Source organism: Bacillus sp. RB3 (assembly GCF_030164735.1).
Taxonomy (GTDB): domain Bacteria; phylum Bacillota; class Bacilli; order Bacillales; family Bacillaceae_G; genus Bacillus_A; species Bacillus_A cereus.
Genome location: NZ_JASNGE010000018.1, coordinates 45,953 through 58,640, shown reverse-complemented (window position 1 = coordinate 58,640; position 12,688 = coordinate 45,953). Strand labels below are relative to the sequence as shown.

Here is a 12,688-nt window from a genome sequence, read left to right as displayed (position 1 = left end):
TTTTTAGCCCTCTTTTAGTTAACTTGGATTAACTTTTCAATTTTCTTTTTAAATGGTTGCACAACATTTTGACCAATACGTTCAATTTCATGCTCACTAATCTGAGAAGTAATAAGAAAATAATTTGCCCCTATTTCCCAAAAATCAGTTAACGTCGAGATGACTTCCTCATAGCTACCAACTATAGAAATTGAATTAGATGGGTTAACTAAACTTAGACCTCCCCAAAGATGATCATCTATCCACATACTATCTTTTGTAATTAAATCTTTGTATCGGCGAAGTCCAACAGAATCTGCATTATCTAAAAATAGCTTAGTCATCCTCTTTAAGGCTGCTGGTGTTCTCTCAAGTAATTCATATGCTTCTTTATATGCTTCTTCCGAAGTCTCACGAGCAATGATGTCTACTAAAATAGCACCTGGAATTTTCTCGCGCCCATATTGCTTAGCGTAATTATTAACTGTTTGATAGTGTTCTCTAAGACTTTTGCGGTCTGTTGCATAAAGTATATAAGCATCACCATACTCTGCAGCTACTCTCATTGCCTCCTCGGAGGACCCCGCTACAAAGTAGCGGGCACTTCGAGAGAGATCTTCCTTTGGATAAATATCACTATTTTCTACTTGATAAAACTCACCTTTATAGCTAGTTACTCCTCGTCTTAATTGTTGTAACAGCTCAATATATTCTTTTGTCCTAGCATATCGAACATGGTGCGGTTCTGGTAATCCATCACGCGCAAGGACAAGCGAGGCACTTCCAGTTACAATGTTAATATCTGCACGATTACCAATTAAACTATTTAAAGTATTCAATGCTTTTGCTGTTACGGTAGGAAGCATCTGGTTTGTATTTTGCGCAACCAAAATCTTTACAAACTCCGTATTCATTCCAATCATAGACGCTGCTATCATTGGATCAACAGATGTTGGTGCAATGGAAACCAATACCGAGTCAAAGTTATTCTTCTCAGCTCTTTTAGCTTGATTAACATATTCCTCTAGAAGTTCTTTTGTTTGTGGTGTTGGAATAACAGGTAATCCCCAGCAAAACTCAACTTTTGACGGAACTACTTCTTTATTAATCATGTTGTTCCCCTCCCTTTACTACTTTCTACTTTTTAAAGCAGATAATGTATTTTTCATAACCGATTTCGCTTTCAATAACTCTTTTTTATTTGTTAAATTGTTATTTACTTCTTGATTACTTAAATATTTAGCAAGAGATTTAATTGACGTATGCTCATAAAGAACAACTATAGGTAAGTCTCGTTTAAAGGCCTCTTTTAATTTCACATTAATACGAACAAGATCTAAAGAACTCATTCCTAGATCGAAGAAATTATCGTAAATTCCTATTTCTTCGATTCCAAACATATCTTTTAATAATTCGTATAATTGTTGTTCAATTTCATTAGTTGGTGGTCTATACGTTGTGGAAACATCTGAACGATTCTGCTTTAATCTATTCTTACTTCCTTTTTCCAATAGTTCATTATAATAGTTGGCACCATTTAAAAGTTTCCAATGTAAATCTATTGGAGAAACCACGACTTGTTGTTGATTTCTATTGATGATACTACGGAATACTTTTAAACCCTCTTCTACAGTTACACCATCATGTAATACACTTTCCATATCCATATTAAATTGCTTTGCCCATATTTCAGCCGACTTAAGTGACATACCCACCTCTTGCCAATCTGGCCAATTAATAGCTACAGTGAACACTCCATCATGAGCCCGCTTATAAAACGCAAATGCATCTAAAAATTCATTCGCTGCATTATAACCACTCTGACCAAATTTCATATGATACGCCACATTACCAATTGATGAACATAATACGAAGAAATCAATTGGTTCATCTTTTAATAAAGCATCGAGTACTAGTGTACCTTTAATTTTCGGAGCTAAAATTTTATTATTAGATTCTTTTTCACGATTCATCATAATACCTAGATAATCAGCGACACCTGCTGCATGAATTACGCCATTAATAGAACCAAAACGAGATTTAGCTTTATCAATTGCCTGTTTCATATCATCTTGATTGGAAACATCAGAACTTAGGATCATGTATTCTGCACCTTGAGACTCCATTGTCAACAAATCAGAAATAACTCGGCTTACACGCTCGTCTTTATTTTCTAAGTACTGTTCCCATTGATTACGAGGTGGGAACTCTGAGCGGCCAATCAATATAAGTTTGACATTTGGTACTCTATTAGCTAAATCTTTTGCAATTTCAAATCCAATTCCACCAAGTCCACCAGTAATTAAATAAACGCCACCCTCTCGTAATCTATCAATTTCTACATCTTCTTCCTCAAAAGGACTTTGAATAATCGTTTGCGCCCATCGATGACGTCCTCGATAAGCTACAACTATATCAGTAGAATCCACAAAACTCTCCATTAAACCCGCTTCTTCAAACATTTGTTGAGAATCTGTATCCATATCAATGGTACGACATTTTATATTTTGAAACTCAAGATTGCATATTTTTGAAAAGCCTAGAATTGTAGCTTGCTCTGGCTTTAAGTTCAGCTCTGTACCTGTAACTTCAAACATACGGTCAGTAAAAATGTTTAACTGTAATGCTCCCTCATAATTAATTTTCCCAATTGCTTGTGCAATATAAAGTAATGAATAATATCCTTCATCCATTGATCGTTCAATTCTCTCTTGATCGAGAATAACCTCATTAACTGGATTAAAGCTCCAAGCATGTATAATCTTATTTGGTAATAAATCTTTTTGTTCTAATTCTGAAAATAGCATTTCATAATGCATTTTTTGAGATGGACATATCGTATATAAACCGTCGGATTTTTCAGAGAAAATACCACCTGTTTTAACTTCAATTACATCATGACCTTCTCTTTTTAATTTTTCTATCAGTCGATTGAATCGATTTAGATGATCATTGAAAATAAGCCATTTATATTTTTGTTCTTTCTTTATTTGTATAGATTTTAATGTTTTGCGTTCCCAAGAAGGCAAATAAAACCAGTCTTTAATATTAGCCTGTTTATTATGGCCTCTTGTTTCCTGAGTTAAACTCTGAGATTGAGTATTAAAAAATGGATCAGCTTTAAATCGTTTTTTCATGAAAGGATACGTTGGTAAATCTAATAACCTTTTATTCTCACTGTTATTAAAAGTATTCCAATTTATAGTTCCACCTTGCATCCATAACCGTCCCATTTGCTTGCATAAATGCTCGAAGTCATTTGATTTATCCAGAGGATGACGTAACATGTTTAAAGCCAATTGATCTTTACTTCTATTTAAATGTTTTAATACAAAAGTTGATAATGCATTACCTGGGCCAATCTCAAGGCAAATTACATTTTTCAAATGAAAAATTTCAGATAATCCCTTTGAAAATTGAACAGTACTTCGTAGATGCTGTGCCCAATAAGAAGGTGATGTGGCTTGATTTACTGTAATCATTTCACCTGTAACATTAGATATATAAGGTATTTTAGGACTTGATAATTTTATATTTCCTACAGCTTGCTCAAATGCATCTAGAACTTCATCCATCATTCGAGAATGGAAAGCATGCGAAGTAAATAGACGCGTTGTCTTTACTCCATGATTTAAAAGTAATTCCTCAATCTTATTGATTGAAAGTACAGTACCAGAAATTACTGAATGTTGAGAGGAATTTACAGCTGCTATATCTACATCATCTGTTATATTGGTTTTTAATTCTTCAACAGATAAATTTACACTTAGCATAGCGCCTTCTGGTACGCTATTCATTAACTTCCCTCTAATCATTACTAAATGTAATGCATCTTCATAAGACATTACTTCTGCTAAACAAGCTGCTACAAACTCACCAATACTATGGCCAAACATGACCCTTGGATAAACTCCCCAATTCATTAGAAGCTTGGCTAATGCATATTCAATAGTGAATAGTAGAGGTTGCGTCATTGAAGTTCTATTTAACTGTTCAGTTGCTTTATCCTCTGTCTCCTTTGTAGGATACAAAATATTTTTCATGTCTATTTCTAACCAATTTGAGAGTAAGGCTAAACCTTGATCAACGTGTTCACGAAATACAGGTTCATTTTCATATAAATCTCTACCCATATTGATATACTGTGATCCTTGACCTGAAAAAAGAAAGGCTAAAGGTCTACTCTCCATTGCGTTTGTTTTCTCTAGTCCCGTATCACCAAGTTTTTCTATGGCATCCTCTATTCCATTAGCAACTACAGCAGTTCTATATGGAAATTCACGACGACCTTTTTGTAATGTATAAGCTGTATCAGATAGTGATATCTCTGGATTCTCCTTCAAATGCAATAATAGATCGTTAGTAGCTTTATCTAAGGATTCCTCTGTTTTTGCTGAAACAGTTAATAAGTTCCAAGATTGTTTTTCAAAATTCTTAGCATTGTCAGGAACAGACTCTAACACTATATGTGCATTAGTTCCACCCATCCCAAACGAACTAACACCCGCTCTTCTTACCTCTTCTTTCCATGGGATAAGTTCCGTATTTACACGAAACGGATTTTTTCCAAAATCAATGCTAGGGTTTGGGTTATTATAATGAAGGCTCGGCGGAATTTTCTTGTTTTTCAAAGCTAAGACCGTCTTTATAAATCCTCCAACCCCTGCTGCAGCATCTAAATGTCCAATGTTCGTCTTCACTGATCCAATTAAAACTCTACCTGGTTCTTGCTTACCAAAAGCTAACTTCAATGCTTCTACTTCTATAGGATCACCTAGTTGCGTACCAGTACCATGAGTTTCTATATATGAGATTTCTTCAGGCTTAACGCCAGCTATTTCATGAGCCGATTTTATAACAGCAGCTTGTCCATCAACCCCTGGCGCTGTAAATCCAGCCTTATTGGACCCATCATTGTTTACTGCAGCCCCCTTAATAACTCCATGTATTAAATTCCCATCTCGAAGAGCGTCCTCTAACCTTTTCAGTACTACAATACCAGCACCATTTCCACCCACTGTTCCTTGAGCATCCTTATCAAAAGCTCGACAATGACCATCTGGTGAGAAAATCATACCATCTTCATATAAATATCCTGTTTTTGTTGGATAAGTTATACTTACTCCCCCTGCCAAGGCTATGTCGCATCGTCCATCGATAAGATCTGCCCATGCGTTTTGAATAGCAACTAAGGAGGTAGAACAAGCTGTTTGTACTGTAATCGCTGGTCCTTTTAGATTTAATTTATAAGCCAATCGAGTAGCAAAGAAATCTTTTTCGTTTAACAACATTGCTTGGAAATCTTCTAATGTATTAGAAGATTCACTAGCAATAGAACGAAGCCAGTGGAAATTTGGTGATCCTCCAACATAAACTCCTGTATTCATATGAGAAGAATTAACCTCACCTGCTTGTTCTAGTGCTTCCCATGCGCATTCATGAAGTATTCGCAGTTGTGGATCCATCATTTCAGCTTCTTTTAGACTGTAATCAAAAAATTCATTATCAAATGCATCTACATCTTCTAAATACCCTTTAGATTTTATATAATTAGGTTTTTGAATCACTTCTTTTGGTATGCCCATCTCACTAAGTTCTTCATCTGTAAATGTACGAATGGATTCTATCCCTTGTTCTAAATTTGACCAGAATTGCTTAAGATTAGAAGCGCCTGGCATACGAACCGCCATACCAACCACTGCTACATCATTTTTATTCATAGATAAAAGATTTTCTTTCTTAACTTCTTCAGGTTGGTGTTCCATAGCATTATCATTTCTAAAGTAGGAAGCTTGATCATGAACCGTTGGGTATCGGAATAACATAGGCATTGTAAGTTCTTTTTCAAACTTGCTTCGTAAACGAGAGAACAATCGAACCATTTTTAAGGAGTTCCCTCCAACATCAAAGAAATTATCATACAACCCTACTTTTTCTACCCCCAAAACTTCCTTCCAAACATCAGCTACCGTTGTTTCAAGCTCATCTAGTAAATCATTTGGTTGTACTAACTTAGTAGGCTTAGGTAAAGCACGACGATTAACTTTTCCATTCGTAGTTAATGGCATTTCACTTAAAAGTACAAAATACATAGGTATCATATACGAAGGTATTTTGTCAGTAAGATAATAACGTAATTCATTTTGAGATATATCTTGATCAGTTAGTATATAAGCACACAGTTCTTGTTCCTCTCCAAAAGCAATAGATAAAACTACCGCTTCCTTCACATCCGCATGCTGTTGTAAATGATGTTCTATTTCTCCTGTTTCAATTCGATAACCACGTATCTTCACTTGATGATCACTACGACCTATATACTCCATTTCGCCATTTTCAAGAATACGGACTAAATCTCCTGATCTATATAATCTTTCACTTGGATTATAAGGATTCTGTATAAAACGTTCACTGTTTAGTTCAGGACGATTTAGATATCCCCGCGCAACTCCATATCCTCCAACATAAAGTTCCCCTTGCATTCCCTTAGGTGTAGGATTCATATGTTTGTCAAATACATAGCAGGAATACGTAGGAAGAGGCACGCCTATAGCACTAAGATTACTGTGCATTTCTTTTTCTCCAATTTCCTTATAAGTAACATGTACTGTCGTCTCAGTTATTCCATACATATTTACTATGACCGTATTAGGTGAACGCTTAAACCAACTTTGCAGTAAACCTGGCTTCAGCATTTCCCCTCCAAATGTTAGTAACCTGATTTTAAAAGCAAGTTTAGGCATCTCTTCAACTACTTGTTGAAAAACATAGAATGCAGATGGAGTTTGATTCAATACCGTTACTCCCTCATCTGCAATCAACTGAGCAAGTTTATACGTATCACGGATTGTTTCTTTTGTTGCCAGGACAAGACGTCCACCATAAGTAAGTGATCCAAATATCTCCCAAACTGACATATCAAAACAGAAAGAATGAAATAGTAACCACACATCGTTACTGGAGAATTTAAAACTATTTGGTTGATGCATGACAAGTTGTATTACATTACTATGTTCAATCATAACCCCTTTAGGACGTCCTGTTGTTCCAGAAGTATAAATGACATATGCTAAATTATTTGGGGCAACATCTACTCTCTCGAAATCTTGCATCGGTGTCTTATTAAGTTCTTCAATAAAAAGTATTGTGCTATCAAATTTAACTTTATCCTCAAATAAATTTGAGGTTATTATTACATTTGAACCACTATCTTGAAGAATAAAATCAATGCGTTCCTGCGGATAATCAGGATCAATTGGAACATAAGCCCCACCTGCTTTTAAAATACCAAGTAGAGAGATAATCATATTAAATGAGTAATCCAACATTACAGCTACTGGTGAATCTAAAGTTACACCTTCTTTTAGAAGAGCAAATGCCACTTTATCCGCACGCTCATTCAATTCTCCATAAGTCATTTCACTATTCTCAAATGTAAGTGCCACTCTCTGAGGATGCTTTTCAGCTTGCATCTCAATTAATTGATGAAGTGTTGTGTGTGGGAATGTAGCACTTTGATTTTGACCACCTTGAAGCAAAAACTTTTCTTCTGCCTCATCTAACATCTTAAGAGTTTGTATTGGTTGTCCTTCATCTAAAAGCATTGAATCTAATAGTTGTATAAAATGGTTAGTTATACTGGTAATAATGGATTCATCAAATATATCTTCAGGCCACATCATTGCAAGTTTAATAGAATCGAAACACTCTATTGAGACGGTTAAATCATAGTTGGTCATTTCATTTACTTCATAACCTGAAATTCTTACACTTTCATCAATTTCTTTCAGCTGTTCTATATCAAGAGGATAATTCTCAACTACCATAATAGTGTCAAATGACACGTTTAAATCAACAATTGGAGTCGTTTCATATTCAGTTCTTCTTTGGACATCACTTTGAATTCTTTGTAAAAGATCTGAAACAGTCATTCTCCCATCAGCACTTACACGAAGTGGTGGTGTATTTATAAATAAACCTACCATTTCACTCAGACCGTGCATTGGAATTGAACGCCCGGATACTGTTGTACCGAATATTACGTCCTCTGAATTTTTGTACCTTTGTAATAATAGACCCCAGGCTGTATAGAATAATGTAGCCAATGTTACACCTTGATTACTTGCAAAACTTCGAAATCTATCACTTTGCTCTTTATCTATCTCTTTTACATATGTTTTTGCTTTTTTTAGTTGATTAGAATTTTTATTGGATAAATTTATTTGTTCAGTTAATTCATTTAAATATTGTTCCCAAAAAAGCTTTTGTTTTAATTTATCTTGTTTTTGTTGCCATAGTATATATTCTTTAAATTTCTTTTTATTTATAGATGATGGTACATCTCCCTTTATTAACTCTCGATATACCTTAATAAACTCTTGTAAAATAATACTATTACTCCAACCATCAAACAAAATGTGATGATGACGTAAAACCATTTCATATTCGCCTTCGTTCAAATGGCACAGTTCGATAGAAAAGGGAACTGTTTGTAAATCAAAGCTTTCTGTATCATTAGATACTTTGCCATCACTATAAATAATGTTCGGAGTATGCTCTTTTAGTATAAGTTGTACAGGTTGTTTAACTTTTTCCCATCGAAAAATTGTACGCAGCATTTCATTTTCCCGCGTTACATAATTCCACGCCTCTTCAAATTTTGGAATATTAATTTTTCCAGTTAAGCAAAGTCGAAGTTCTTCATGATATAGCTTTCCTTCGGGTTCTTTCAAATAATGATAAAGAATACCTTCCTGCACTGGTGTAAGGGCGATTACATCTTCAATATCTTCTTTATGAATCTTTACTGCTTTCCTCATTAACAGAACCTCCTACAAGTGTGGTATGGTGTGAATATTTATCGGAACCTAATAAGGCAAGTGCTTTTCTATCTATCTTTCCGCTATCCGTTAATGGCATTTCATTTACACGTACAAAACTGTTAGGTATCATATAATCTGGTAAAAATAAGCGTAGATATTTTTTTAACCTCTCTAACTCAATATCATTTTCTGACTCATAGAAAGCTATTAACTTAACTACCATCTCAGATTCTTGTCTTACAATTACCGCACATTGTAAAACTCCTTCACAAGACATTAAACACGATTCTATTTCCCCTAACTCAATACGAAGGCCATTAACTTTAACTTGAAAATCAATTCTTCCATGAAACTCAATATTCCCATCCGATCTTATTAAAGCTAAGTCACCGGTTTTATATATACGGGTATCAAGGGAATATTGTACAAACTTTTCTGCCGTTAATTGCGGCCTATTTACATATCCACGTGCTAATCCTATACCTGAGATACATAATTCTCCTATATGGCCTTCCGGAAGTTTATTACCATGTTTATCAACAACAAACATCTCAATATTCCTAATTGGTCGCCCTATTGGAACGCTCCCTTCTGTAATCTCATGTGTCGGACAATCATAAGCAGTCACATCAATGGTTGCTTCAGTAGGTCCGTACAGATTAGTAAGAAGTGTACCATTAGAGAAATTTAGCAACTTGTTAAAACGGTTTACATGTTGAGACAGTAGTGCCTCACCACTAACAAATACTTGTTTCAACGATTTTATTCGGTTAGTTTCACCTGTCACATCAAGATAGTGTAAAAATGCACTTAACATAGATGGTACAAAATGCATAATTGTCACGTCATTACTTTCAGTTGTCTCAATAATAGCCTGTGGAAACTTCTCCATCCCCGGCGCAAGAATACATACTTTAGCTCCAACTATGGCCCACCAGAACATCTCCCATACGGATACATCAAATGTATAAGGGGTCTTTTGTAATATAGTATCCTTTGAACTAATTGGATAAGCCTCTTGCATCCACTCAATTCGATTTATTAAGGCCGAATGCTCAATCATAACACCCTTAGGTTTCCCGGTTGAACCGGAAGTGTATATTACGTACACAAGATCAGAGGGTTTGTTAATACACTCTAGATTTTCACCCTTTCCTTCGTAGGAAATCGAATCTAAAGCCAACATATCAGCTTTCAAACTATCTTGAAAACGATGTAGGATTTGCTTTTGCGTAAGTATTAATTTAGCACCGCTATCTTCTATAATGAATTGTAATCGTGATGGTGGATGATTCGGGGAAAGCGGAAGATATGCTCCGCCCGCTTTCAATATCCCGAAAATTCCGACAACCATTTCGATAGATCGCTCTACCATAATACCTACAACTGTATCTGGACCAACTCCATCTTCACGTAAAAGACGAGCTAATTGGTTACTTTTTTCATTTAATTCCTTATAGGTTAATGTTTCTTTTTTAAAGATAACAGCAACCTCATCTGGCGTACGGACTACTTGTTCTTCAAACAGCTTTTGTATACATGTACTCATCCGGGTTGTATCACTCCTTTAGTTACAGGTATTTTTTCAATGGCACGTTTCGCTTTTTTAGCAAATCCCTTACCAAGTAATAGCTGATGAATCTGATTACTCCCCTCAACGATCTCCATTGTTTTAGAATCTCTAAAGCACCTTGATATTGAATAATTATCATTACAACCAAGTGCTCCCATAATCTGTACAGCATTCGTTGAATGCCTTGTACCTGAGCGCGATGCAAAATATTTTGCAATCATAATCTTTTCAGTAGCATCAGCTCGATGTTCATTTTTGGCCTTACAAGCTTCTAAACTAAGGAGTATAGAAGCTTCTAAATCTACTCCCATATCCGTAACCATATGTGAAATCATGCCATGATCAATTAGAGAGTTACCAAATGCGCTTCTATGTAATACATGATTCCCACAGATTTCTAAACAAGTACGTAATACACCAAGAGCAGCAAAGGCAATTGAAATACGCCCAAATTCTAAAGCATACGGTGCAAGGTAAGTAAAAGCAAACCCTGGTCTACCAATGATATTTTCTAAAGGTATTTCTACATTATTGAATTCAATTTCTGCCAAATATGCAGCTTTAAATCCAAGCATGTCTCTTATATGAGTAACATTGACACCCATACTATCTTTTGGTACTAAACAGGCAATTGGTTGTTCACCATTAAGCTTTCCAAATACAAAAAACACATCAGCAGCTGCACCAAAAGTGATCCACTTTTTCACTCCGTTAAGTATTAATTTATCCCCGTGTTGATCGAAGTTCGTTTTAATCATATTTAAATCTGATCCTGCTCCAGGTTCAGTAAGAGCTAATGCAGCTATTTGATTACCAGATGCAAGTAATGGTAACCACTGATTTTTTTGATTTTCTGTTCCCCATTTTAAAATCGTTTCTGTTACCATCGTATGGACATTAAATAATCCCGAAAGAGAGACACTACCTCTTGCTATTGCTTCAGTAAATAACCCATACGTTACATAATCCCATTCTAATCCACCATACTCTGCTGGAAGTGTTCCACCTAAATAACCATTTTTAGCACAAGTCTTTATTATGTCTGATGGAATGCCCTGTTCAATCTCCCACCTATTAGCGTGAGGTTCTATATTTTCACAAACAAAATCCAAAAAATTCTGATACATTTTATATTGAGATGGCTCTAAGTATTGTTTCATGTCCATTACCGAACCATTTGCTTATTTCTTATAAAATTACCAATAGAATTTACAGACTTATAGTTATCCATATCTAAATCATCCATAGTTACCTTTATGGCAAATTCTTTTTCAAGAAAAGTCATCAATTGGATTGCAAATAAAGAATTAACTAGTCCTTCTTCAAAAATCTCAGTATCATCATTAAATTCAATACCTACATGATCTTGAATATACATATGAATAATTTGTTCTAAATTTTTATCTTGCATTTTATACACCCCTATTTGTAATTTTTAATTTTAATAAGCGTAAAAACCTTTACCACTCTTTCTACCACATTCACCTGCATCTACCATCTTTTTAAGTAATGGGCAACATCTAAACTTTGGATCTTGATATTCCTCATAAAGTACATTTAATGAATGTAATACTGTATCTAACCCAATTAAATCTGCTGTTTCTAATGGACCCATTGTGTGTCCGAAGCATTTTTTAAATATATCGTCTACCTGTTTAGGTGTTGCTACACCATCCATTACAACCCAAGCTGATTCATTCATGAATAAGTGGGAGATACGGTTAGAAACAAAACCAGTCTGATCATTAACAACAATTGCATCTTTATCTAATTGTTTGAGGAAAGATTGAGCTTTCTCGACCGTTTCATCTGAAGTTAAATGCCCTCTAATAACTTCTATAGATGGTTTCATATATACCGGATTCATAAAATGCATTCCTATTATTTTATCTGGACGCTTTGTTACTCCTCCTACTTTTGTTATTGAGATACAAGACGTATTGACTCCAAAAATTGTATCCTTTTTACATATCTCATCTAATCTTCTATAGATCGGCTCTTTAATTTGCCAGTTTTCTGGAACATTCTCTACTATATAATCACATTCAGCCACTTCATCAAGATTAGTCGAGCTACTTATTAACGAAAGTACTTCTTCCTTATGCATTCTAGGAAATGCTTTATTAATCAGGGGAGCAAAGCGAACTGTCTCTAATATTTTCTCTTCCGCTTTTTCTAACTGCTCTTCTGTAACATCAATTAATACCGTTTCTAGACCATGCAGCACTAAATCTACTGCCATGCCGATCCCCATTGTTCCAGCACCTACAATACCAATTTTCTTGAACATTTATCCATCATCGCTCCCTTAATA

The 12,688-nt window shown here is 35.0% G+C and carries 6 protein-coding genes; all 6 read right to left on the bottom strand.

Going from position 1 to position 12,688, the window contains the following annotated elements:
- Positions 1 to 14: 14 nt before the first annotated feature.
- From QO049_RS20820 to QO049_RS20795, 6 genes are read right to left on the bottom strand one after another with little or no spacing between them, the layout of a single operon-like run.
- Positions 15 to 1,091: an LLM class flavin-dependent oxidoreductase gene (locus tag QO049_RS20820; protein WP_000608549.1), complete on the bottom strand. Its 1,077-nt coding sequence runs from the start codon at positions 1,089 to 1,091 to the stop codon at positions 15 to 17.
- A gap of 18 nt (positions 1,092 to 1,109) precedes the next feature.
- Positions 1,110 to 8,798: a non-ribosomal peptide synthetase/type I polyketide synthase gene (locus QO049_RS20815; protein WP_284489430.1), complete on the bottom strand. Its 7,689-nt coding sequence runs from the start codon at positions 8,796 to 8,798 to the stop codon at positions 1,110 to 1,112.
- A complete protein-coding gene (gene zmaJ, locus QO049_RS20810; protein ID WP_284489429.1) occupies positions 8,773 to 10,350 on the bottom strand; it encodes a zwittermicin A synthase ZmaJ in 1,578 nt (525 codons plus the stop codon). The genes QO049_RS20815 and zmaJ overlap by 26 nt, the downstream gene beginning before the upstream one ends.
- Positions 10,347 to 11,540 (bottom strand): acyl-CoA dehydrogenase family protein, encoded by a 1,194-nt coding sequence (locus tag QO049_RS20805; protein ID WP_089607888.1) that lies wholly within the window; start codon positions 11,538 to 11,540, stop codon positions 10,347 to 10,349. The genes zmaJ and QO049_RS20805 overlap by 4 nt, the downstream gene beginning before the upstream one ends.
- Entirely contained in the window at positions 11,540 to 11,785 is a 246-nt protein-coding gene (locus tag QO049_RS20800; RefSeq protein ID WP_001152970.1) for an acyl carrier protein, read from the bottom strand. Before QO049_RS20800 ends, QO049_RS20805 begins: the two co-directional genes overlap by 1 nt.
- Positions 11,786 to 11,815: 30 nt before the next feature.
- Positions 11,816 to 12,664 carry a 3-hydroxyacyl-CoA dehydrogenase family protein gene (locus QO049_RS20795; RefSeq protein ID WP_000473350.1) on the bottom strand — a complete coding sequence of 283 codons (849 nt, stop codon included), beginning with the start codon at positions 12,662 to 12,664 and terminating at the stop codon, positions 11,816 to 11,818.
- Positions 12,665 to 12,688: the final 24 nt, after the last annotated feature.

Bases quoted from the DNA above. Each gene is read 5' to 3' on its own strand.
- QO049_RS20805 (WP_089607888.1), bottom strand. From the start codon at position 11,540: ATGGACATGAAACAATACTTAGAGCCATCTCAATATAAAATGTATCAG.
- QO049_RS20815 (WP_284489430.1), bottom strand. From the start codon at position 8,798: ATGAGGAAAGCAGTAAAGATTCATAAAGAAGATATTGAAGATGTAATC.
- QO049_RS20800 (WP_001152970.1), bottom strand. From the start codon at position 11,785: ATGCAAGATAAAAATTTAGAACAAATTATTCATATGTATATTCAAGAT.
- QO049_RS20820 (WP_000608549.1), bottom strand. From the start codon at position 1,091: ATGATTAATAAAGAAGTAGTTCCGTCAAAAGTTGAGTTTTGCTGGGGA.
- QO049_RS20795 (WP_000473350.1), bottom strand. From the start codon at position 12,664: ATGTTCAAGAAAATTGGTATTGTAGGTGCTGGAACAATGGGGATCGGC.
- zmaJ (WP_284489429.1), bottom strand. From the start codon at position 10,350: ATGAGTACATGTATACAAAAGCTGTTTGAAGAACAAGTAGTCCGTACG.